The 21,783-nt window shown below is 57.2% G+C and carries 30 protein-coding genes; 22 read left to right on the top strand and 8 right to left on the bottom strand.

From position 1 onward, the window contains the following. Positions 1-146: 146 nt before the first annotated feature. The 4 genes from ACTNBZ_RS13710 to ACTNBZ_RS13695 are packed head-to-tail and all read right to left on the bottom strand — an operon-like array spanning position 147 to position 3,613. Positions 147-1,325, bottom strand: coding sequence for a nitrogenase component 1 (locus tag ACTNBZ_RS13710; RefSeq protein ID WP_441210756.1), 1,179 nt, complete (start codon positions 1,323-1,325; stop codon positions 147-149). A gap of 4 nt (positions 1,326-1,329) precedes the next feature. Continuing rightward, positions 1,330-2,526 (bottom strand): nitrogenase component 1, encoded by a 1,197-nt coding sequence (locus tag ACTNBZ_RS13705; protein ID WP_441210754.1) that lies wholly within the window; start codon positions 2,524-2,526, stop codon positions 1,330-1,332. Then, on the bottom strand, positions 2,519-2,662 hold the full coding sequence (locus ACTNBZ_RS13700) for a hypothetical protein (RefSeq protein WP_441210752.1): 144 nt from the start codon (positions 2,660-2,662) through the stop codon (positions 2,519-2,521). The genes ACTNBZ_RS13705 and ACTNBZ_RS13700 overlap by 8 nt, the downstream gene beginning before the upstream one ends. Positions 2,663-2,695: 33 nt before the next feature. Beyond that, entirely contained in the window at positions 2,696-3,613 is a 918-nt protein-coding gene (locus ACTNBZ_RS13695) for an NTP transferase domain-containing protein (RefSeq protein WP_441210750.1), read from the bottom strand. Between the two features lie 206 nt (positions 3,614-3,819). Here ACTNBZ_RS13695 and tgt point away from each other — a divergent pair, with 206 nt between their 5' ends. The 19 genes from tgt to ACTNBZ_RS13600 all read left to right on the top strand — a co-directional run bounded on the left by tgt (position 3,820) and on the right by ACTNBZ_RS13600 (position 18,789). Further along, complete coding sequence (gene tgt / locus ACTNBZ_RS13690; protein ID WP_441210748.1) at positions 3,820-4,950, top strand: tRNA guanosine(34) transglycosylase Tgt; 1,131 nt, start codon at positions 3,820-3,822, stop codon at positions 4,948-4,950. 109 nt (positions 4,951-5,059) lie between these two features. Then, positions 5,060-5,386, top strand: coding sequence for a preprotein translocase subunit YajC (gene yajC / locus ACTNBZ_RS13685; protein ID WP_441210746.1), 327 nt, complete (start codon positions 5,060-5,062; stop codon positions 5,384-5,386). A gap of 118 nt (positions 5,387-5,504) precedes the next feature. Then, positions 5,505-5,924 carry a TIGR04086 family membrane protein gene (locus tag ACTNBZ_RS13680; protein WP_441210744.1) on the top strand — a complete coding sequence of 140 codons (420 nt, stop codon included), beginning with the start codon at positions 5,505-5,507 and terminating at the stop codon, positions 5,922-5,924. 66 nt (positions 5,925-5,990) lie between these two features. Continuing rightward, positions 5,991-6,134 carry a six-cysteine ranthipeptide SCIFF gene (gene scfA, locus ACTNBZ_RS13675; protein ID WP_101693063.1) on the top strand — a complete coding sequence of 48 codons (144 nt, stop codon included), beginning with the start codon at positions 5,991-5,993 and terminating at the stop codon, positions 6,132-6,134. 113 nt (positions 6,135-6,247) lie between these two features. After that, positions 6,248-7,609 carry a thioether cross-link-forming SCIFF peptide maturase gene (gene scfB, locus ACTNBZ_RS13670; protein WP_441210741.1) on the top strand — a complete coding sequence of 454 codons (1,362 nt, stop codon included), beginning with the start codon at positions 6,248-6,250 and terminating at the stop codon, positions 7,607-7,609. Positions 7,610-7,935: 326 nt separating this feature from the next. Beyond that, entirely contained in the window at positions 7,936-8,574 is a 639-nt protein-coding gene (locus tag ACTNBZ_RS13665) for a stage II sporulation protein M (protein ID WP_441210739.1), read from the top strand. Between the two features lie 255 nt (positions 8,575-8,829). Further along, on the top strand, positions 8,830-9,708 hold the full coding sequence (gene xerD / locus ACTNBZ_RS13660) for a site-specific tyrosine recombinase XerD (protein WP_441210737.1): 879 nt from the start codon (positions 8,830-8,832) through the stop codon (positions 9,706-9,708). Between the two features lie 169 nt (positions 9,709-9,877). After that, on the top strand, positions 9,878-10,408 hold the full coding sequence (gene ruvC, locus ACTNBZ_RS13655) for a crossover junction endodeoxyribonuclease RuvC (RefSeq protein ID WP_441210735.1): 531 nt from the start codon (positions 9,878-9,880) through the stop codon (positions 10,406-10,408). Positions 10,409-10,423: 15 nt separating this feature from the next. Beyond that, positions 10,424-11,029 (top strand): Holliday junction branch migration protein RuvA, encoded by a 606-nt coding sequence (gene ruvA / locus ACTNBZ_RS13650; RefSeq protein ID WP_441210733.1) that lies wholly within the window; start codon positions 10,424-10,426, stop codon positions 11,027-11,029. Between the two features lie 11 nt (positions 11,030-11,040). After that, positions 11,041-11,394 carry a DUF6054 family protein gene (locus tag ACTNBZ_RS13645; RefSeq protein WP_441210731.1) on the top strand — a complete coding sequence of 118 codons (354 nt, stop codon included), beginning with the start codon at positions 11,041-11,043 and terminating at the stop codon, positions 11,392-11,394. 15 nt (positions 11,395-11,409) lie between these two features. Then, positions 11,410-12,477: a Holliday junction branch migration DNA helicase RuvB gene (gene ruvB / locus ACTNBZ_RS13640; protein WP_441210729.1), complete on the top strand. Its 1,068-nt coding sequence runs from the start codon at positions 11,410-11,412 to the stop codon at positions 12,475-12,477. Between the two features lie 84 nt (positions 12,478-12,561). Continuing rightward, positions 12,562-13,914, top strand: a complete 1,353-nt coding sequence (gene glmM, locus ACTNBZ_RS13635) for a phosphoglucosamine mutase (RefSeq protein ID WP_441210727.1) — start codon at positions 12,562-12,564, stop codon at positions 13,912-13,914. Positions 13,915-14,001: 87 nt separating this feature from the next. Further along, positions 14,002-14,637 carry a sigma-70 family RNA polymerase sigma factor gene (locus ACTNBZ_RS13630; protein WP_441210725.1) on the top strand — a complete coding sequence of 212 codons (636 nt, stop codon included), beginning with the start codon at positions 14,002-14,004 and terminating at the stop codon, positions 14,635-14,637. A gap of 81 nt (positions 14,638-14,718) precedes the next feature. Beyond that, entirely contained in the window at positions 14,719-14,997 is a 279-nt protein-coding gene (locus tag ACTNBZ_RS13625) for a zinc-ribbon domain containing protein (protein ID WP_441210723.1), read from the top strand. A gap of 126 nt (positions 14,998-15,123) precedes the next feature. After that, positions 15,124-15,336 (top strand): DUF1858 domain-containing protein, encoded by a 213-nt coding sequence (locus tag ACTNBZ_RS13620; protein WP_441210721.1) that lies wholly within the window; start codon positions 15,124-15,126, stop codon positions 15,334-15,336. A gap of 74 nt (positions 15,337-15,410) precedes the next feature. Continuing rightward, positions 15,411-16,115 (top strand): tRNA (adenine(22)-N(1))-methyltransferase, encoded by a 705-nt coding sequence (locus ACTNBZ_RS13615; RefSeq protein ID WP_441210719.1) that lies wholly within the window; start codon positions 15,411-15,413, stop codon positions 16,113-16,115. Beyond that, positions 16,112-16,909 (top strand): Nif3-like dinuclear metal center hexameric protein, encoded by a 798-nt coding sequence (locus tag ACTNBZ_RS13610; RefSeq protein WP_441210717.1) that lies wholly within the window; start codon positions 16,112-16,114, stop codon positions 16,907-16,909. The genes ACTNBZ_RS13615 and ACTNBZ_RS13610 overlap by 4 nt, the downstream gene beginning before the upstream one ends. Before the next feature lie 113 nt (positions 16,910-17,022). Beyond that, positions 17,023-17,751 (top strand): YebC/PmpR family DNA-binding transcriptional regulator, encoded by a 729-nt coding sequence (locus tag ACTNBZ_RS13605; RefSeq protein ID WP_441210715.1) that lies wholly within the window; start codon positions 17,023-17,025, stop codon positions 17,749-17,751. A gap of 144 nt (positions 17,752-17,895) precedes the next feature. After that, positions 17,896-18,789 (top strand): tyrosine-type recombinase/integrase, encoded by an 894-nt coding sequence (locus ACTNBZ_RS13600; protein ID WP_441210714.1) that lies wholly within the window; start codon positions 17,896-17,898, stop codon positions 18,787-18,789. Positions 18,790-19,170: 381 nt separating this feature from the next. Here ACTNBZ_RS13600 and ACTNBZ_RS13595 read toward each other — a convergent pair whose 3' ends face one another. The 4 genes from ACTNBZ_RS13595 to ACTNBZ_RS13580 form a co-directional block, all read right to left on the bottom strand. After that, the gene (locus ACTNBZ_RS13595; protein ID WP_441210712.1) at positions 19,171-19,386 is read right to left on the bottom strand and encodes a hypothetical protein; all 216 of its coding nucleotides are present in this window, start codon (positions 19,384-19,386) and stop codon (positions 19,171-19,173) included. Between the two features lie 195 nt (positions 19,387-19,581). Further along, positions 19,582-19,875 (bottom strand): hypothetical protein, encoded by a 294-nt coding sequence (locus ACTNBZ_RS13590; protein WP_441210711.1) that lies wholly within the window; start codon positions 19,873-19,875, stop codon positions 19,582-19,584. A 311-nt stretch (positions 19,876-20,186) separates the two neighbouring features. After that, complete coding sequence (locus tag ACTNBZ_RS13585; protein WP_441210709.1) at positions 20,187-20,333, bottom strand: hypothetical protein; 147 nt, start codon at positions 20,331-20,333, stop codon at positions 20,187-20,189. Continuing rightward, positions 20,323-20,505, bottom strand: a complete 183-nt coding sequence (locus tag ACTNBZ_RS13580) for a hypothetical protein (protein ID WP_441210707.1) — start codon at positions 20,503-20,505, stop codon at positions 20,323-20,325. The genes ACTNBZ_RS13585 and ACTNBZ_RS13580 overlap by 11 nt, the downstream gene beginning before the upstream one ends. A 484-nt stretch (positions 20,506-20,989) precedes the next feature. Between ACTNBZ_RS13580 and ACTNBZ_RS13575 the strand changes: the two genes are divergently transcribed. From ACTNBZ_RS13575 to ACTNBZ_RS13565, 3 genes are read left to right on the top strand one after another with little or no spacing between them, the layout of a single operon-like run. Continuing rightward, positions 20,990-21,271 (top strand): hypothetical protein, encoded by a 282-nt coding sequence (locus ACTNBZ_RS13575; RefSeq protein ID WP_441210705.1) that lies wholly within the window; start codon positions 20,990-20,992, stop codon positions 21,269-21,271. Then, on the top strand, positions 21,271-21,453 hold the full coding sequence (locus tag ACTNBZ_RS13570; RefSeq protein ID WP_441210703.1) for a helix-turn-helix domain-containing protein: 183 nt from the start codon (positions 21,271-21,273) through the stop codon (positions 21,451-21,453). Before ACTNBZ_RS13575 ends, ACTNBZ_RS13570 begins: the two co-directional genes overlap by 1 nt. 7 nt (positions 21,454-21,460) lie before the next feature. Next, on the top strand, positions 21,461-21,736 hold the full coding sequence (locus ACTNBZ_RS13565) for a hypothetical protein (protein ID WP_441210701.1): 276 nt from the start codon (positions 21,461-21,463) through the stop codon (positions 21,734-21,736). Positions 21,737-21,783: the final 47 nt, after the last annotated feature.

The following is a 21,783-nucleotide window of genomic DNA, read 5'->3' as shown; positions in this document are numbered from 1 at the left end:
CAGTTTCTTAAATTCTGGCATATATCGTTTGTTTGGGATCCCTTTTGGCATAGTAAACACCCCACTTGTTAGATAGTATATCATACTGTCTAACAAATGGGGTGCAGTTCATTTTCCGTGTCCGGGGGAGTTCTTTCAGAAAAGGGTCAGGGACGCTCCGCAGCCCAGCGCCGGAGCGTCCGGTCCATGGTGTCTCCCATTATGAGAGGAACTTTGTCCCAGTAGAGATTGCTGGAGACGGCCGGATGGGGGAAAGAGGTCCACCAGCGCCAACGGACCGGCGGAAGGTGGGTGATGAGGGGATCGGCGATCATACCTGAAAAGGCCCCCTTTTTCAAAAGACGGAGAAGATGGGCCTCGCTTTCCAGCGCCAGATCACCGGGCAAAGCCAGCTGGGGTGCGAGGCCAAAAAAGCTGGCCACGGCCAGAGGGCGGCGGTCTCCGTTGAGAAGCAGCGACGCACGCAGGGAGTTTGCGGCCACCTGGTCACCGATCAGAAGGAGAGGAGGGATATCAGAGGGGGCGTCCGAGGCCACGGAAAAGCTCCAGCTGCGGCCGTCCAGTATGGAGGCGCGCAGCAGGGCGGCCAGACGATCCGCGCCAAGGGTTCCGATGGGAACGCCCGCCACCCATGGAATGGAAAAGCGGCGTTCCATCTCCAGCGCGGCCCGCAGACCGCTGCGGCTGACTACCAGATTGACCTGGGCAGAGGCGGCCCGGCGGACCTCCTCCAGACCGACACCCATGGAAAAGGAGCAGACCACGCCGAATCCCCGCTCTTCCAGCGCCTGCCGGATGGCACGGTCGTTTCCGGTATTGCCGAAGTCCAGCGGTGTCAGGCCCAGCACATTGACGCCGTCCGGGACCTTGTCAGAGGGCGGGGCGGTGAACCGGTCAATGAGCGCCGAAAGGACCAGCTCGATCCCGGAGGTGTAAGAGGAAAAACCGGTGGTGGGAAGCCCCAGTGCGGGAATTCCGGTCTGTGCCTCCACTTCCCGGGCAATGCCCGGAAAGTCTGTGCCGATGACGGCGGGTACGGGGCCTCCCATCAGAGCGATGAAATCCGGATGGAGCTCACCGGCGGCCTGAACGGCCTTGGAGATCAGCTTGTCATCACGGCCCAGAACAGCGTCCATGGTCCGCAGCTGGGCGCAAAGAGTGGTACGCTTGGTCCGGTCCCAGCGGGGCTCGTCGTAGTCCACATAGTTGCGGGTGCAGCAGGCCGCGTCCTGGATGAGTATGAGACAATTGAAGTCGAAGAGAGCAGAGCAGGCGCCGGAGTAATCCCCTGCGAAGGGCGGCAGATAGATCGAAAGCTGTTTCATGGACTTACCTCCAGGCGGTACTGCGGAGCGCGGCGTCTCCCATGCGTTCCATCAGGCGGATGAGGCCGTAGTATCCAAACAGGCCCTCGTCCCGCTGGATGTCCACGAAATGACGGGAGCGAAGCAGATAGGCGCTGTCGTATCCGATGGCCAGGACCTTTCGGGAAAGGCCGCAGTCTGTGATGTCCTGGTAACGCTCACTGCAGAGGATGCGGACGGAGGGGCAGTTGGCCTCCAGCCAGAGCCGGTCGGCGCGGTCGCTCTCCTTCCAGTGGGCCGCGTAGACCGCCGCCACATGGAATCCATAGCGGTGCAGCGCGGCGGCCAGCGCAAAGGGCTGCATGGTGGCCGAGGAGTCCACTACCACAGGCAGGTCTCCCACGCATTCCAGCGCACCGGAAACGGCACGCTGGGCGGCCTGACGGTAGGGGCGCAGGTCGGGGCAGGGCTGGCCCAGCACGTTGGCGATAGACTGGTAATTGGCGTCGATCTGTTCCAGATCGTAGGTGGCGGGCAGAAAGAGCCATGGAATGCCGAGATGGGCTTCCATCCGCTTTGCGGCGTACTGTCCCATCTGCATCAGGACCAGATTGAGACGGCTGGCAGCCATGCGCTGATAATGCTCGAAATCCGGGCAGGAGGTGAGCTCCCGTACCTCGAACGCGCCGCATTCCCGCAGGAAGGAGTAGAGCTCGCAGTCGGGGTCGGGTGGGACAAAGGCGCCGATCAGGTTAACGCCTGTGTCATGGGGCCCTGGACGCAAAAAGGAGTAGAGCCGCTCCTGCTGGCGCATCCCGGGCGGGATGGCGTCATCGGAGGTGACCGGGTCGATGTGGAACACCGCGAAACCCACACCGGGGAAGCGCTCACTGAGCGCCGCTGCCAGAGCATTTTCGTCGGTGCCCCAAAAATCGTCGATGCAGTTCACATAGAGCTGAAACGCGCGGGGACGGGGGGAGAGCAGCTCCAGCAGTTCCTCCACGGCGTCTCCGATCATGGCCTCATACCCTCCGGAGCTTATATCGGCCTCTGTGACATAGAGAAAGGAGACGTGCTCCTTGGTGCCGTTGCGTATGGCTCGGATCCCGCTGCGCCGCCCGCAGGCCGCCGGACAGACATGAAGGCTGTGGCTCTCCGGAATGCGTAAGCTGATCTTGGGGCGGCCGTGATGGGGGATAAAGTAGGAAAGTCCTTCACTCATAGCCGCATACCTCCAGGATACGGTCCGCAAGGACACGATAGGCCCCCGCCATGGGGGAGGAGGGCAGGGCTTCCAGAACGGTCTGGTTCCTGTCCTCCGCCTCCTGGACGGCGGCGGAGCGGGGGAGATCTCCCAATATTAAAATGTAAGCGCAAGGATAGCCGGAGGATCAAAGCTCCGGGAAAATCTCACGGTAGGCCTGCTGTACCAGTGCTTGGCAGCGGCTCTCCAGCTGCTCGAACCGGAGGATGAGCATTTTGCCCTCCTCGGTGAGACTGGCCGCGCCGCCGTTGTGCCCGCCTTGCTGGCGAAGGACGATGGGGATGCCCAGTTCCTCCTCCATGACCGCAATCATATGGCGGCCCTTGCTGTATGAGAGCCCCATCTGCTGACAGGCGTCCCGAATGGAGCCGGTGGACTCAATGAGACTCAGCAGCTGCGCGGTGCCCGGACCGAAGAAGGGCCTGTCCCGGCAGAGCCGGAGCTTGAGGGACACATGGGATGCATCCCGGGAGCTGCGGGCCAGAAGGGCGGGAAATAATCCTTTCGCCCGTGCATCGGGCAGAGCACCCGGGTCGGCGACGGGGATATCCGTAAAAGAGAGACCGCAGGCACGGGAAACCGCGTCTGGAGAGGGCAGGTCCTCTTCTGCCATGAGTGTGGGAAACAGGCGCCGGTCAACGGAGAAGATCCCTCCAGGCGCACCGTCCACCAGAGGGCGGCAGAGGAGGGCATCGCTGCCCAGCAGGGCCTGTACCGTGGAGGGGGCGAGAAAGGGGATATCCGCCGCCAGAACAAGCAGACGGTCGCATGTATGTGCCATGGAGGACAGTCCAAACCGGAGAGAAGCGGAGAGAGATGCACCACCGGGTACCGCCTGGCAGAGCACGCCCCATCGGGCCATGTGCTTTTCCAGCTCCGCCCGCTTGCCGGAGGTGGAGGAGAGAAGAATGTGGCGTACTCCGCAGTTCTGCAGGGTACGCACCAGACGCTGAATAGCGGAGCAGAACCCCAGAGATTCCAAAGGATCAAAGGAAGGGCCGCCCAAAATGGGACCGGCGGTGAGAAGAATGGCACCCGAGGTCATAAGCTGCCTCCCAAACGAATGGTTTTTAAAAAACGTTCGATCTATTATAAAATTGACTGGAACGACCTGTCAATCTCAATCTTGGAGATGAAGGCGGATTATGGAAATATTGCGCGGTCACGGAAACTATGATACAATAAAAGACCCTATCCATCCGCTGTTTGGACGGGATCTGAAGGGGAAGACGACGGCAAGGGAGTTTTATTGTGTTTGAAGTGATCAAAACAGAGGGACGCGCCCGGCGGGGCGTGTTCCGGTGCGCCCACGGAACGGTGCAGACCCCTGTTTTTATGAATGTAGGTACTCAGGGCGCCATCAAGGGCGCGGTGTCGGCCCATGACCTGAAGGAGATCGGCTGTCAGGTGGAGCTGTCCAACACCTATCATCTGCACCTGCGGCCCGGAGACGATGTGGTGCGGCAGATGGGCGGCCTGCACCGGTTCATGGACTGGGACGGTCCCATCCTGACCGACTCCGGCGGGTTCCAGGTTTTCTCCCTCTCCGGACTGCGGAAGATCAGGGAGGAGGGGGTCACCTTCGCCTCCCACATCGACGGCCGGCGCATCTTTATGGGGCCGGAGGAGTCCATGCGTATCCAGTCCAACCTGGGCAGCGACATCGCCATGGCCTTTGACGAGTGTGTGGAGAACCCGGCGGAGTACGACTACGCCAAGGCATCCTGCGAGCGGACCCTCCGGTGGCTCATCCGCTGCAAGGCGGAGCATGACAGGCTCAATTCCCTGCCTGATACGGTGAACCCGCAGCAGATGCTCTTCGGCATCAACCAGGGCGCCACCTATCCGGACCTGCGGGTCTGGCATATGAAGGAGACCGCAAAGATCGACTGCGACGGCTACGCCATCGGCGGCCTGGCGGTGGGCGAGCCCACCCAGGTCATGTACGACATCATCGATGCGGTGGAGCCACACATGCCTGCGGACAAGCCCCGCTACCTCATGGGGGTGGGTACGCCCTCCAATATCATCGAGGCGGTGGCCCGGGGCGTGGACTTCTTTGACTGTGTCATGCCCGCCCGCAACGCCCGACACGGAAAGCTCTACACCTGGGACGGGGCCATCAATATCAAGAATGAGAAGTACAAGCTGGACGACCGCCCCATCGACGAGGCCTGCTCCTGCCCGGCCTGCCGGCATTTTTCCCGGGCCTATCTCCGCCATCTGTTCACGGCGGGAGAGATGCTGGCCATGCGCCTGGCGGTGCTCCATAACCTGTATTTCTACAACAGCCTGATGGCGCGTATCCGGGAAGAACTGGACGCCGGCACTTTCGGGGCTTTCCGCGCGGAGTACTCCGAGCGGCTTGGCAGGAGGCTGTAGAACGGGGAAAATTGACAAAAGGGCTTGTCAAATGATCTGGGCTGCCTTATAATATCTTTTACATGCAAATCATTAGATATTTGCAATTTCAACGTTGGAGGAGATCAATTTGCTGACAGGTGTTACCAATGCGGTCCTGACCGCCGGCGGAACCACGGATATCCTCTCCATGGTGCTGCCCTTTGTTTTGCTGATCGCCATTTTCTATTTCATGCTCATCCGCCCCGAGAACAAGCGGAAGAAAGAGATGGCCAAGATGCGCTCCGAGCTGGCGGTGGGGGATGTGATCACCACCATCGGCGGTATCGTGGGCACTATCTGTGCCGTCAAGGAGGAGACCATTGTGATCGAGACCGGCGCCGACCGCGTCCGCGTCGAGTTCGCCAAGTGGGCGGTTTCCAGCAAGGGCAAGCAGACCGAAGAGAACCAGAAGTAACCCAAAATGGCAAGAGAGAGCGCCCGGCGTCATGCCGGGCGCTTTTTGTATCTTCCTGTCCGGCCGACATGTCCCCGCCCTCTCCGGCATAGGATTCCAGCAGGAAGGAGGGATATGCATGGCCAAAAAGGAAGAGGACCAGGGGGCCAGACTGGTGCGCTACGGTGTCGGGATCCTGCTGGGCGGCGCGGTGGCTTTCGCGGTCTGCCTGGCGGCGCTGCTGCTGGCCTCGGTGATGGTCTCTGCTGGGACGCTCAGCGAAAAAATAACAGGACAGATCACCACAGCGGCCTGTGTGCTGGGCGCCTTTGCCGGAGGGCTGCTGGCAGTACGGCGCTGCGGGGCCCGGGCACTGGTGGTGGGATTGGCCGCCGGTGCGGTGCTGTTCCTGTTGCTATTGACGATAGGGACGCTGGCCTTTCGTGCCTCGCCTCAGGAAACGGGCGGACTGACCTTATTGGGCGGCTGCCTGTGCGGCGGCGTGGCGGCAGGGCTTCTGGGACGGACGGCCAGGCCCAAGAAAAAGCGGCGAAAATGATTGAAATTTAAAGACGGCTATGGTATACTTCCATTGATATCCTATACTAATGGGAGGGAAAAGAACATGAAGCATATCAAGACGCTCAACGGCGCTACTCTGAAGAACAGCGCTGCTCACGGCGGCTGCGGCGAGTGCCAGACCTCTTGCCAGTCCGCCTGTAAGACCTCTTGCACCGTTGCCAACCAGAAGTGCGAGAACAACAAGTAAGAGTCCGGAATGGTTGAAAGGGTGGGGGCTCCCCACCCTTTTTCCATGCCATGGCGTTTTGCCCCACGTTCCCGCGATCCGGGACGCTCAAATTGATTTGGAGGAACGAAAACATGGTACATACCTTTCAAGCCCTTGGTGTAAATATCGCGGTGGACGTGAACAGCGGCGCCGTCCATGTGCTGGACGAGCTGACCTATCATCTGCTGGAGCAGGTGACGCCTCCCATGGCGGAACACTGTCCCCGGGAGATCATGGACAAGCTGCCCCAGTATGGCGCCGACGCCCTGGAGGAGGCCTGGCAGGAGCTGCGGAGCCTGGCTGCCCAGGGGCTCCTATTTGAGGAGGACGACTACATCGACCGGGAGAAAGCCGCCTCCATGCAGCAGTCCGCGCTGGTAAAGGCCCTGTGCCTCCACGTGTCCCACGACTGCAACCTGCGGTGCAAGTACTGCTTTGCCTCCACCGGCGACTTTGGTACTGGGCACCGCATGACCATGGACTTTGAGACCGCCAAAAAGGCCATCGATTTCGTGGTGGAGAAATCCGGCCCCCGCCGCAACATCGAGGTGGACTTCTTCGGCGGCGAACCCCTCATGGCCATGGACACCGTGAAGAAGACCGTGGAGTATGCCCGCTCCATTGAGAAGGAGAAGGGCAAGTGTTTCCGCTTTACAATTACCACCAACGGCGTGCTGCTGGACGATGAGAACATCGAGTACATCAACCGGGAGATGTCCAATGCGGTGCTCTCGATAGACGGCCGCAAGGAGGTCAACGACGATCTGCGTCCCACCGTCAACGGCAAGGGCAGCTACGACGTGATCGTCCCCAAGTTCAAAAAGCTCATCGAGGGCCGGGGCACCAAGGATTATTACCTCCGCGGTACTTTTACCCGCTTCCACAAGGATTTTGCCGAGGATGTGAAGGCCCTGGCCGCCATCGGACGCAACATCTCGGTGGAGCCCGTGGTGGGCAAGGCGGAGGATCCCTACGCTCTGCAGGAGGCCGACCTGCCCGAGCTGGAGGCCGAGTATGAGAAGCTGGCCGAATATCTGAAGGACCATCCGGAGACCAACTTTTTCCACTTCAACGTGGACCTGGCCCAGGGTCCCTGCGTGATCAAGCGGCTGCGGGGCTGCGGTGCAGGCTGCGAATATGTGGCCATCACCCCTGAGGGAGACATCTATCCCTGCCACCAGTTTGTGGGGAATGAGGACTACAGGCTGGGCAGCATCCACGACGGTTCCTTTGACATGGAGCTCTCCCACAAGTTTGCAGCGCTGAACATCTACACCAGGGAAGAGTGCCGGAACTGCTGGGCCCGGTTCTATTGCTCCGGCGGCTGCAGCGCTTCCAATCTGCTTGTGAACGGGGACATAAAGCATCCCCACCGGGTGGGCTGTGAGTTGGAGCGGAAGCGGCTGGAGTGTGCCATTGCCCTCCGCGCCATCGCCGCCGGCATGGGAGATTGAGCTCAGAAACTAGCTGGCTATACAGAGCGTAAACAGGATGAGCACAAGCGAACAACAATATATAGTGGTATACAAAATGTATATAACTATATGTAGAAAAAGCAGGAGCGCCGCTGCGAGCGGCGCTCCTTTATCGTTAAAAAGTTTACATAATATAGGATACATAATTCCAAGTCATAATAAACAAAAATTTGAGATTTTGGACGAAGCCCCTTGCGAAATTGTTTCGCATGGATTATATTAAAAGAAAGATGACGCACTGTTGTCACTTGGGCTTGTTCTAAAACCGGCCTGTCCTCCATAGGATAAGCCGGAGGTGACATCCCATGCGTAGAACCATCACAAAGGTGTGGAGCGTGCCGTCGGATGGCTCGATGCCCGCGCTGGCGGTAACGTCAGCGTTCTTTTTTCTAGGCGGATTGCTGGGGTGTGCTCTGGCGGCCCGGGTGGGCGGCGGGGGGAGCGACAGCCTGGCCCTCTACCTGGAGCGCTTCGTAGCTGCTGCCGGTGAGCAGACTGTGTCTGCGCCGCCCCTTTTTTCACTGGTGTGGGAGACGGTGCGCTGGCCGCTGCTGGTTTTTGTCCTGGGGTTTACGACTCTGGGCCTTCTGGGGATCCCCATCGTGTTTTTCATCCGCGGCTTTTTGCTCGCGTTTTCCATTGCATCCTTTGTCCGGATGTTCGGCGGCGCAGGGGGCCTCCTGGCATTCTTTGTGTTCGGCGTTTCGGGCTGTGTGGCGCTGCCGGTCCTTTTTATCCTGGGTGTCCAGGGCCTTCTGGCCTCCCGGTATCTGGCTACCCGGTTTTTGGGCGAGGGCCGGCGAAGCTCCCCCTATGGGCGAGGCTATTTTCTGCGCTGCGGCCTGTGTGCCGGTGCGCTGTGTGTGTGTGTGTTTCTGGAGTCCGTCGCGGTCCCGGCCCTGGTGGCGGGAGGCGCGAAGCTGCTCCAGCTTCAGGGCGTATGACCGTCCGGCCGGCGGCGGTACGGCCGCCGTGAAAAGCCGACCAATGAAGAGCGATATAGTCGCAGAAGTTGAAAAACAGCAAACTGTTTTTCAATGGGCGGGCGTTGCCAGCCAGCGCGTATCACGCGCCTTCCGGACTATGAAATTCAAAGCGGGGCCGCAAAGCGGCCCTGAGCGGCGGAGATCGCTGCGCGGTTCAAAGGGAGCATCTGCTCCTTTTGGACTTCTTTGATTATAAAAAGAGGGTGTTGGATCATGGACTACTATAAGGCATATGAGACATATCTGGCGGAGGAAAAGAAGGCCGCGTCCAACACAATGAGTTCTTATCTCCGTGACATTCGTCAATTTGAGCATTGGCTGGAGACCGAGGGTACTGCGGTGGAGCAGGTGGCCCAGGAAGATGTGGAGTCCTATATCAGGTATCTGACCTCCCAGGGAAAGTCGGCGGCTACCGTGACCCGCTCGCTTGCTTCGCTGAAGTCCTTTTACAGCTATCTGATGAGCCAGGGGTGGGTGGACCGGAATCCGGCCCGGGGGCTGGCCCCCGCTAAGGTGGAGCGCAAGCTCCCCCAGATCCTTACCAGCAAGGAAGTGGAACTTTTTCTGGAACAGCCTGACCCATCGGACGCCAAGGGCTGCCGGGACCGGGCCATGCTGGAGCTGCTCTATGCCACCGGCATCCGGGTCAGCGAACTGATCGGGCTGAATCTGGAGCATATCAACCTGAGCGCCGGCTTCATCCGCTGCGTCAGCCGGGATAAGGAACGCATCATCCCCCTGTACCCGGCGGCCATCCGGGCGCTGAGCGACTATCTGGAGCATGTGCGGCCCCAGATGCTGGAGCATCCGGACGAGCCGGCCCTCTTCGTCAATATGAGCGGCGAGCGTATGAGCCGACAGGGATTTTGGAAGATCATCAAGCATTATCAGGAGAAGGCCGGGATCCAGAAGGAGATCACGCCCCATACCCTGCGGCATTCCTTTGCCGCCCACCTGCTGGAAAACGGCGCCGACCTGCGCTCCATCCAGGAGATGCTGGGCCATGCGGATATCTCCTCCACCCAGATCTATACCCAGATCGTCAGCCAGAAGCTGAAAGACGTCTACAACAAGGCTCATCCCAGGGCCTGAATCAGTTAAAAAGGACCGGACCGGAGTGTTCCAGCGGGAATGCTCCGGCTCTTTTTTGCCCCGGCGGGGCAGATGAGAAAACGGCTTTCCATTTTCGAACACATATGTTAAAATAACAATGTATGCGTATAGCGCGAACACCCATCATTGGGAGCAGGGAGGCGGCGGGATGATCATACTGGGCATCGATCCCGGATTTGCCATCGTGGGCTTCGGTGTGCTGGAATCCGCCGGGGGCCGGCAGCGCCTGCTCCGGTGCGGCGCCATCACCACGCCGGCGGGTCAGCCCCTGCCGGCGCGGCTGCGGCAGATCGCGGACGACATGGAGACTCTGATCCGTACTTTCAGCCCAGACGCCATGGCGGTGGAGGAGCTCTTTTTCAACAACAACGTTACCACCGGTATCAGCGTGGCCCAGGCCAGGGGCGTGATCCTTCTGGCGGCGGAGCGGGAGGGCGTGCCCATCTTCGAGTATTCGCCTTCCCAGGTCAAGCAGGCCGTGGTGGGGTACGGCAAGGCGGAGAAGCGGCAGGTTATGGATATGACCCGGCGTCTGCTGGACCTGAAAGCGGTCCCCAAGCCGGACGACGCCGCGGACGCGGTGGCCATCGCCCTGTGTCATGCCCGTTCCAGCCACTCCCGCCTCAGTGCCTTTGACCCGGCCCGGCCCGGCAGCGGACGGTACGAAAAACGGATTTAAACAGGAGATACGCCTATGTTCTATTATGTCAGCGGCACGGTGGCCCATGTGGAGCCCTATCTGGCCGTGATCGACTGCGGCGGCGTGGGGTACGCGTGCCGCACCACCAACCAGACTCTCTCCCGCCTGACTGTGGGGCAGAAGGGAAAGCTCTTCACCCACCTGTATGTCCGGGAGGAGCTTTTTGAGCTCTACGGCTTTGCCACTGAGGACGAACTCAACTGCTTCCGCCTGCTCATCGGCGTGTCCGGCGTGGGCCCCAAGGCAGCGTTGTCCATCCTGTCGGCCACCACACCGGAGGGCCTGGCTATGAGCATCATCACCGGGGATGAGAAGGCCCTCACCGTGGCCCAGGGTATCGGCAAGAAGATCGCCCAGCGGATCATCCTGGAACTCAAGGACAAACTGGCCAAGGGCCAGATCGCAGCCAAGGGGGAGAGCTACGGCGGCACCGGCGTTACCGTGATCCCCCAGAACAAGTCCAGCGAGGCCTCCGCCGCCCTGGCGGTGCTGGGCTACAGCCCGGCGGAGGTGGCCCAGGCCCTGAAGGGTATCGACATGGAGAACCTGGAGCTGGAGCAGATCGTCAAGCAGGCCCTGAAGAAAATGCTGAGAAACTGAGGGGGTATCACATGGCAAAGCGGGAATGGCGGTTGACCGGAGACTTTGACCGGGTCCTGGAGGCCCTCTCCGACGGGGTCCTGAACGGGAGCCTATCAGCCAGCTTTGAGGATGGCAGCGACTATTCCAGCGGCGAGGTCCGCTGTGCCGTCCGTGTCTTTGAGCGCTACAGCGTGTTTGGCGGGAACCGGGTGAGCATGAACCTGACCCTGGTGGGCCGGGGAGAGGAGTTGTTCCTCTCGGCCATCACCGCGGGGGGAAGCCAGGCGGCTTTTTTCAAGATGAACACCGTCGGAGAGGAGAGCTTTCTGGACACCCTGGTACAGGTGATCAGGGAGCTCGGCCTGGATACCGGTGAGTGGTGATAAGGAGGTGAGGGCTTGAGTATTGATTTTTCCGACAGCGGCGGTTTTGAGACCGAGGCCCCTCTGGTGACCACCTCCCTCACCCGGGAGGACGAGAACGAGGGTTCCCTGCGCCCCAAGACTTTAAACGAATATATCGGTCAGGCCAAGGCCAAAGGCAACCTGGAGGTCTTTATCCAGGCGGCCAAAATGCGCAATGAGCCCCTGGACCATGTACTGCTCCATGGCCCTCCCGGCCTGGGCAAGACCACCCTCAGCGGCATCATCGCAAACGAGATGGGAGTCAATATCCGCATTACCTCCGGCCCTGCCATCGAGAAGCCGGGGGACCTGGCGGCCCTGCTGACCAATCTGAACGAGAACGATATCCTCTTTGTGGATGAGATCCACCGGCTCAACCGCTCGGTGGAGGAGATTTTATATCCGGCCATGGAGGATTTCGCCATTGATATCATCATCGGGAAGGGACCGTCGGCCAACTCCATCCGGCTGGATCTGCCCAGATTCACTCTGATCGGAGCCACCACCCGGGCCGGGCAGCTCTCGGCCCCGCTGCGGGACCGGTTCGGCGTCACCCTGCGGCTGGAGCTCTATACTCCGGAGGAGCTCTCTCTTATCGTCACCCGGAGCGCCGGCATCCTGAACGTCCCCATCGAGCCGGAGGGGGCGCTGGAGATTGCCCGCCGCAGCCGGGGCACGCCCCGTATCGCCAACCGGATGCTCCGCCGGGTGCGGGACTTCGCCCAGGTCAGGGCGGGCGGCGTCATCACGAAAGCTGTGGCCGACGAGGCCCTTACCGCTCTGGAGGTGGACTACCTGGGCCTGGACGCCATCGACCGCCGGATGCTCTCCAGCATTATCTCCCATTACGGCGGCGGCCCGGTGGGACTGGAGACCCTGGCCGCCACCATCAACGAGGAGGCGGTGACGCTGGAGGACGTGTACGAGCCCTATCTGATGCAGATGGGGTTCCTTACCCGGACGCCCCGGGGCCGCTGCGTTACCCGGCGGGCCTATGAGCATCTGGGGCTTCCTGTTCCCAGCTCCGCCGCAGGCGAGGGGCTGGAGCAGCTCTCCTTTTGATTCATCTTCGGAATATGGCCGGCAGGCGGACTTTGCCGGCGGCTTTTCTCACAAATCTGTTGATCGTGAATGAGGTGCATGAATATGGGCAAGCTATTTGGAACGGACGGTATTCGCGGCGTGGTTAACGCCGGACTGGACGCTACCCTGGCCTACCAGGTGGGCCTGGCGGCGGCGGTGGTCATGGCGGAGGAGAAGGGGACGGACCGGCCCCGGATCGCCATTGGCAAGGATACCCGGATCTCCTCGGATCTGCTGGAGAGCGCGCTGGTGGCGGGACTGTGCTCCGCCGGCGCGGATGTGCTGCATCTGGGCGTGGTGCCCACTCCGGCGGTAGCCTTCCTCACCGTGGACAGCGGGGCGGACGCGGGCATCGTCATCTCCGCCTCCCACAATCCATTTGAACACAACGGCATCAAGATCTTCAACAGCCAGGGCTACAAGCTGCGGGACGCGCTGGAAAATAAAATCGAGGATATCATCCTCTCCGGCTGTAATGTGCCCCTCAAGACTCATGGGGATCTGGGCCGGGTGGTGCATATGGACGAGGAAGTGGTAAGACGGTATATCGATCACCTGGTCTCAACTGTAGATGCGGATTTTGATGGGATGCGTGTCGTTGTGGACTGCGCCAACGGCGCTTCCTCTGCTACGGCCCCCGGACTCTTCGCCCGGTTCCCCAAGCTCCATGCCGACATCATTCATGCCCGGCCTGACGGTGTCAACATCAACAACGGCTGTGGCTCTACCCATCTGGAGGACCTGAAGGCCCATGTGAAGGCGGGCGGTTATGACCTTGGTCTGGCTTATGACGGTGACGCCGACCGTTTCCTGGCGGTGGACGAGAACGGTGAGGATATCGACGGCGACCAGATCATGGCTGCCTGTGCCCGTATGCTGAAAGCGGAGGGCGCCCTCAATGGAAATGCCATGGTGGGTACTGTGATGAGCAACATGGGCCTGCATATCTTTGCCCGGGAGAACGGAATGGAGCTCTTCTGCACGCCTGTGGGCGACCGGAACGTGCTGGAAAAGATGCTGGAGTGCGATTACGTCATCGGCGGCGAGCAGTCCGGCCACACCATTTTCCGCCGTTATGCCACCACCGGCGACGGCGAGCTCACCTCGCTCCAGTTCCTTCAGGTGCTCTTCCGCTCCGGAAAGAAGGCCTCTGAGCTGGTGGCCGACTGCAAGCGCTATCCTCAGGTCCTTATCAATCTCCCGGTGGCCAGCAAGGAGAAGAAGGAGGAGATCATGGCGGCTCAGGCACTGAAGGACGCCATCGCGGCCAAGGAGGCTGAGATGAACGGCTCCGGCCGGGTGCTGGTCCGTCCCTCCGGCACTGAGGCATTGCTGCGCGTCATGGTGGAGGCACAGACCCATGAGGCGGCCCGCCGGTATGCGGAAGAACTGGCAGATGTCATAAAAAATCTGTAATTGTTTCAAGGTAAGATAAATATTTTGCACGAAATACTTGACAACAAGCTATGCTCCTGCGTATAATATGCCTTAAGGAGATCAGGAATGGAAACACGCCCGTTCACAGAAGAACAAGCGTCGGACGAAACGCTGTGCCGGATGGCTGCGGAAGGCTGCCGGGATGCGGAGGAAGAGTTGGCCCTCCGTTATAACCGCGTGGTGCGCAAGTACGCCCGTCCGCTGTTTCTGGCAGGCGGAGACAGCGAGGACCTGATCCAGGAGGGTATGCTGGGGCTTTTGAAGGCCATCCGGGAGTACGACCCCACACGGGCAGCTTCTTTCCGTACCTATGCAGAGATCTGCATCCGGAACCGGATGATCTCCGCCATCAAGGCGGCAGCCAGAGAAAAGCATATCCCGCTGAATAACTATATCTCTTTCGAAACCCCCTTTTTTGACGGTTTTACCATCCATGACACTTGCGGTACTGATTACCGCCGCCTGGAAAACCCGGAGGATACCATGATCGACCGGGAAGAGGCGCGTGAGCGTATGAATGTGCTGAAAGGCCAGCTATCCGGTTTCGAAGCAAAGATCCTCGGGCTTTATCTGAACGGACTATCCTATTCGGAGATGGCCGCCGAGGTAAAACAGTCCCCGAAATCGGTGGACAACGCTGTGCAGCGCATACGACGCAAGCTGTCGCAGCATCTATTTTCCGGCGATATCAGCGAAAGCTGAGCGCAAATATTATCACACTGACCCAGCACTTTTCGGTTTTATTCCGGGCCTGGGCAAACGAGTCAAAGAGAGGGTATTATCATGTACGAAGACAAGACTTTGGTATGCAAAGAGTGTGGCCAGGAGTTCGTGTTCACCGCCGGTGAGCAGGAGTTCTACGCTGAGCGCGGCTTCCAGAACGAGCCCCAGCGCTGCAAGGCTTGCCGTGACGCCCGCAAGGCCGCTTCCCGCGGTCCCCGCGAGTACTTCACCGCCACCTGCGCCGCCTGCGGCGGCGAGGCCCGTGTGCCCTTCGAGCCCAAGTCCGACCGCCCCGTGTACTGCAGCGACTGCTTCGCCCGCATGCGTGAGGAGCGCTAAAAACAAACCGTTGAAAAGGACGCCCTCCGGGGCGTCCTTTTTGTGTGGCCGGCTGAGATTTTAGTTGAAAAAGAGCGGTAAATAGGATATACTACTACCGTACTTTTTATTTGGAGGTCTACCATTATGGTTCAGATTACGAAAGATACCATTATCGGCGATATCCTGGACATCGCGCCTGAGACCGCGCCTCTGTTCCTGTCCATCGGCATGCATTGTCTGGGCTGTCCCTCTTCCCGCGGCGAGACTGTGGAGGAGGCCTGCATGGTCCACGGCGTCAACGTCGATGCCCTGCTGAACGCCATCAACGAGCAGATTGCCGCCAACGCGAAGCAGTAAAGAGCATGTTCTCAAAAAAGAGCGGCGTTTGGCCGCTCTTTTTTAATCCGAAAGAAAAAGAAGAGGTGAGTGATATGCGCGCTATTGAGCTCTCTCCGCGGCTTCAGACGGTGGCCGACCTGGTGCCGTCCGGAGTGTGTTTCGTGGATGTGGGGACCGACCACGCCTATCTGCCTGCCGCCCTGATCCAGCGGGGGGTGATCGCGCGGGCCGTCGCCTCTGATCTCCGCCGCGGACCGCTGGACCGGGCCCGGAAAACTGCGGAGCGGTACGGTGTCACGGAGCGGATGTCCTTCCGGCTCTGTGACGGACTGAGCGGGATAAAGCCGGAGGAGGCGGAGTATATCACCATTGCCGGTATGGGGGGAGAGACCATCTCTGCCATTCTGGCTGCCGCGCCCTGGACCAAGCTGGGGGACAGGCGGCTGATCCTCCAGCCCATGAGCGCGCTGCCCGAGCTGCGTTCCTGGCTTCAGCGGGCGGGTTACCGGATCATCCGGGAGCGCCTGTGCCGGGAGGGGAGGACCATCTATACCATCATGCTGGCCGCGCCGGGGGAGATGCCCCCCCTGACGCCGGCGGAGTGCTGGGCAGGCAGGCAGGAAAGCGGGCGGCAGGACCCGCTGCGGGGCGAGCTGCTGGCCGACCTGCTCCGCCGGGTGGAGCGGGCGCTGGCCGGGATCAGCCATTCCACCCGCCCGGAGGATATTCCGTGGCGAAATGAACTGGAACAGGTCCGAACGGGACTGATCGAGATGCAGAAGGAGTTGGAAGCATGACCACAGTCAATGATATCATCCGCTATCTGGACGGAGTGGCCCCCTTTTCCATGCAGATGGACTTTGACAACGCCGGATTTCTGGTGGGCCGGGGTGAGCGCCCGGTCAGCCGGGTGCTCATTGCCCTGGACATCACCGAGGAGGTGGTAGAGGAGGCGGCGGCGCTGGGCGCCGAGCTCATTGTGTCCCACCACCCGGTGATCTTCCATCCTGCCCGCAGTATCACCGACGCTGACCCCGTGGGCCGGGTGCTGCTGGCGCTCACGGAGCGTAAGATCGCCGCCGTCTGTGCCCACACCAATCTGGACGCGGTGGCCGGCGGCGTGAACGATGCTCTGGCCCAGCGGCTGGGCCTGACGCAGGTCGAGCAGCTCTGCCAGGCAGGGACCGATTCCATCGGCCGGCCCTACGGCATCGGCCGCGTGGGCATGCGGGAGGGGATCGCCGAGTATCTGCCCGCCTTTGCCCGGTATGTGAAGGAGGCCTTGGGCGCCAACGGCCTGCGCTATATGGATGCCCGCCGGCCGGTGCGCCGGGTGGCCGTGGGCGGCGGCGCCTGCGGCGATATGCTGGCCGACGCTTTCCAAATGGGCTGCGATACCTTTGTGACCTCGGATGTGAAGTATAACGTGTTCCTGGATGCCAAGGCAATGGGCGTGAACCTGATCGACGCCGGACACTACCCCACGGAGAACGTGGTCTGCCCTGTGCTGGAGAAGTGGCTGCGCAGCGGCTTCCCGGGGCTGGAGATCGTGCAGACAAAAGAGCACAAAGAGGTCTTTTCCTATCTGTAAATGGCGTTTTAGGGGTTGCAAAGCCATATTCCCTGTGCTAAACTATTTAAGTTGATTTTTTACGTATCGCCCCCGGGGGCGGAGCCATAGAATCTTGAGAAGGGAACGATAGTATGTCCGGACACTCCAAGTGGCACAATATTCAGAAAACCAAAGGCGCGGCCGACGCCAAGCGCTCTCAGATCTTTACCAAGATCGCCCGTGAGATGATCGTGGCGGTTAAGCAGGGCGGCAGCGGCGACCCCGCCAACAACTCCCGCCTGGCCACTGTCATTGCCAAGGCCAAGGCCGCCAATATGCCCAACGACAACATCAAGCGTACCATTGACCGGGCCCTGGGCGCCGGCAGCACGGACAGCTTTGAGAATGTGGTCTACGAGGGCTACGGCCCCAACGGCGTGGCCGTTATCGTGGAGGCTCTGACCGACAACCGCCAGCGCACCGCCCCTGAGGTCCGTCACCTGCTGGACAAGTACGGCAAGGGCCTGGGCGCTACCGGATGCGTGTCCTGGTCCTTTGACCGGAAAGGCGTCATCGTCATCGACGGTGAAGATCTGGACGAGGATACTATGATGATGGATGCGCTGGACTGCGGTGCTGACGATATGCAGGCTGAGGACGATGTGTTCGAAGTCTATACCGATCCCGACGCTTTCGGTGAGGTGTTGGCCAAGCTGGAGGAGAAGGGCTATTCTTTCCTGGAGGCCTCTGTACAGATGGTGCCTCAGAATTATGTCCAGCTCACCGACGAGGGCGACATCAAGAATATGGAGAAGCTCATCGACCTGCTGGAGGAGAACGATGACGTACAGAACGTCTACCATAACTGGGAGCAGGAGTAATTGCATTATTCCATTTGAAAACAAGTTGATTTTCGATAAAAACAACGGATTTTAGAACATTTTCGGAATGTGTTGCGACATACATCAAATCCGTTGTGACATACGCTTTTCCTTTGATTGCGACATACAAAAGGAGGAAAAAGCATGAAAATCAGCGCTGCAAAACGAGAGTATTTCGTAGAGATTGAGGTTAGGAAGTTTACTCCGAAAACAATTCGGAGTTATCGGAATAATCTCAATCTCTTTTTGCGCTTTTGTGAGGAAGAAGCGGGAATAACAGAGGTTGAAGATTTATCCCTGTCCGTGGTGCGGCAATTCTCCATCTACATGAGCTCCAAGGGCAGAAAAGGCAGTTACATTAACGGGCTTCTCAAAGTGGCAAAGGCGTTCATTCAATACTGCTATGATGAGGGCTACGGAGGCTTTAACACAAAGAAAAACTTTAAGTGGTGCAAGCAGGACAAAGCCGTTGTCATGGCGTTCCAACCGTCTGATGTGCGGCGGATGATGCAGTCTTGCAAAGGCTGTGATTTTCTGCAAATCCGGGACGCGGCGGTGCTGACTGCATTATTTGAAACTGGTATTCGGTGTTGGGAACTGTGCTGCATCCAGAAGCAGGACATACATGAGGACTTTATCATCATCAACGGCAAAAACCACAAACAGCGTGTCGTGCCGATTACGCCCATTCTGCGGAAAGCCCTAATGAAGTATGACGCGGCGGCGGAGAACTATTTTGCCTTGAAGAATACGGATGATTACTATTTTCTTTCCAACCACGGCAAGCAGCTGACCAATAGTGCGGTTGAACACATTGTAAAACGCCACGGAGCGGGAATAGAGGGCATCCGCGTTTCGCCCCATACCTGCCGCCATTTCTACGCCCAGCAGCATATCAAAATGGGGACAGACCTCTATACCATTTCCCGCCTGTTGGGGCATGAAAACATTCAAATTACGCAGACCTATTTGAACAGCCTACGGGACGAGGAAGTTATCAATATTTCAAAGCAGAGAAGCGTTTTGCTGTCCATGTGATTTTTATACGCGCGGCGGGAGAACACAGTGCAGGACGAGCCGCAAACGGCGCTGACGGTATTTATCTCACGGAGGGGAACACAGATACCCCGGACGCAGTAAACGAGCGGGAAACGCCGTCCAGAAGCCAAGAAAACAAAAGAGCGGGAGGTATTGCGCCTCCCGCTCCTGTCATAGTATGTCGTTTAGTATTTCCCTTGCGTCAAGGGTATGCACATCAAATTTCCGCCAGTCTGCCGCCGTGGGTATCTGTGTGTTCAGAATGGGTTTGTACGTCCGTATGTACTCGCCCTCTTTCTGTCCGATTTCCTCTTGGATGTCAGAATAATTCCGCGCCTTTGCATCATAAAGCACATCAAAATTGATGGAATGGCCTTTGCGCTATGCTTCTGCCAAGATGCGGTATTTCCGCTCTTTTTGGCCTTTAATGGCTGCGTAATGCTGCGCCACGCGTTTCAGCATATTCATACTCTTGCCGATGTAAACAATGGTATCGTCGATCTTGATGCAGTAAATTCCCGCATGGTCGTATTTGGCGGCAAGCCCTTTTCTTTTGAGCCATTGATAGACATTTTCTTCATAGCTTCGCTTTTTCAAAACTCAAACTCTCCAAAAGGAATATCTGGATAGTCCGGCATGACTGCCGCAAAATCATAGCTCAATGCCCCGGCGATATTCTTCGCTGCCGTCAAGATTTCCGGAAAGCGTGTATAGTCCTATTGCTGATATAACGCCCCCAGAACACTTTCCAATGCGTCAATCATTTCATCTATGGTCAAATGCTTGTCCTCCTTAAAATTTGAACTGCGGCGTTGGAGAAACTTGTTTCTCCAACAGCCCACTATTTATATTATCTGTATTATTTATATTTATTTCTATATCCTCTGCCGCTTCATCATTTACGGTTTGCGGTACATCTTGAACGTCTGCCGTAAAATCAAGGCCGTCCGGCGTATCATTCTTTTTTGTGTGCGTGTCGCGCTGTGGGGTTTCATAGAAATCAAAAGTATTGCTGTTTTTACGCTGCACAAGATAGCCTTTATCAATCAGCTTTACAAACTGGTCACGATAAGTGGAGGGCGGCATACCAACAGCCTAACGTATGGCGGCGGGGGATAGAGCAAGTGTGAAGCCGTTGGCGTTGGACGCAAAGTATAAATAGAGCATGAGCGCGTGTGCGCCGAGGTCACGCGCGGCGCGTTCTCTGTGAATGGCAATAATCCGTTGATTTGGTACTGTGTTCGGCATAACCGATAATCCTTTCTTTTGGAATGGGGGACTTGCGTCCCCCCGCTGAATTAATTATTTCCGAGATTGTTTAGCATATCGCGCAGTTGCTTGATTGCTTCATCTTCAATGCGGATGCTGATGCTTTTCATTACATTTTCAGTAATGCGCTACTCCATTTCTTCCATTTCGCGGCGGTGGTTGAGTTCTTCCATCATGCGGTAATGGGTATACATCAAGTTTAGTTGGGCTTGCGCTTTGCTGTCCAATCCACGAATAAAGTAATTAAAAAAGTCATCGTTTTTGTTAGTTTTCATTTTTCTGTTCTCCTTTACAATAGTCGTAATACCAATCATTGAAAGTGTTTTTTCTGCCTATGGAAATATCAAGTAGCATGGTCAATGTATCTTTCTTTGTCATGTAATGGCTTGCTGCATAGTCAGAAATGATTTCATACCAAACGGTATCAATCGTGATACTCTTACTCATGGGATATCCTCCAAAATGTATAAGAATTTATATAAAACATCATTATTTACTTTGTTTTATATAAATATTATAACAAATTTTTAATAAAAATCAAAATAGGGCATTATGATAGTCAGCTTGTAAATAGCACAAAAGGGGGCGCACCCATTTCGGGAAAACGAAAAACGCGGGGCGTGGCGGCGGAATTGTGTGGGCAGAACTCCTGCGAAGTGGATTTTTGTTTTCACCGTCACCGTTCCAATGAAATTTGCCGAAATTCAGTAAATACAAGCGTAATTCATTGAATTAAGACTAATTCCAATAAAATAACTTCTATTACAGCTTGATTTCACTTAATTTTGATTTATTTCATTGTATTATAATTATTTTCGGCAAATTTCGGCAAAATACTTGACAGAATATATATATATATATGATAGATTGTACGAAGAATTGGCGATTTCGCCAAATTCGTACATTTTTTCTTTTTTAGGAGGAATTACAAATGCGCGTGACTATCGACCTCGACAGAGACATTATCATTATTCCCGACAACTTCTTCAAGAAGATCGCAGAGGAAAATGAAAAGTTGCAGAAATACGGTGCAGAGCCTGTAAAAGCACTCGACCGTATCAGACATTCCTATGAAAAAGCTATGGCAGATACTGACAACCGCCTGTTGACCCAGAGCAACGCAAAGACCACAACCCGCAGTAAGAAAACTATGACCCCCGAAGAAGCACAGAAGATTTTGGAGGCAGAAGCAAGCAAAGCGGGTAACAAGTAATGGCGGCTTATGTATCACAGGCAGAAAAAGAACTCATGTGGAAGCTGTACCAGAAATACGGAACATACAAAGCCGTTGCTGATAAATTAAACCGTAATCCCGGTACTGTTTCCCGCCATGTGCGCGAATACGAAGCCGCAGTAAGCGCGGCGGGATATATACTTAATCAAAAGGATAGGTGAATAAGAAATGGAAGAGAAAGTGATTTGTTCAAGCTCGAATAAAGGATCTAAAACAAAGCTGATAATAGCGGTTTGTTTTCTGGCTATTGCAGCCGTTTTGTTTTTGATGTATTATCCGAAGTATTCCGCAGCTCTCGATGACATCAGCCTATATTGGCGTGCGTATGATTCTAATGAAGATTTATATAAAATGGGAAGCGAATTGGCTATTTCCCCCATTGAGTGTAAATTTCGGGTTATAAAGTCCACTTGCACGGAGTTTCCGGTCCATCTTCACGGATAAACAAGTCCACCGTCACGGTGAAGGAGTCCGGCTAAATCAGAGCCTTT

The sequence above is a fragment of the Pseudoflavonifractor sp. HCP28S3_F10 genome, assembly GCF_052065415.1.
Taxonomy (GTDB): domain Bacteria; phylum Bacillota; class Clostridia; order Oscillospirales; family Oscillospiraceae; genus Pseudoflavonifractor_A.
The sequence above is the reverse complement of the archived record's forward strand: the minus strand, read 5'-3'. Positions and strand labels throughout refer to the sequence as shown.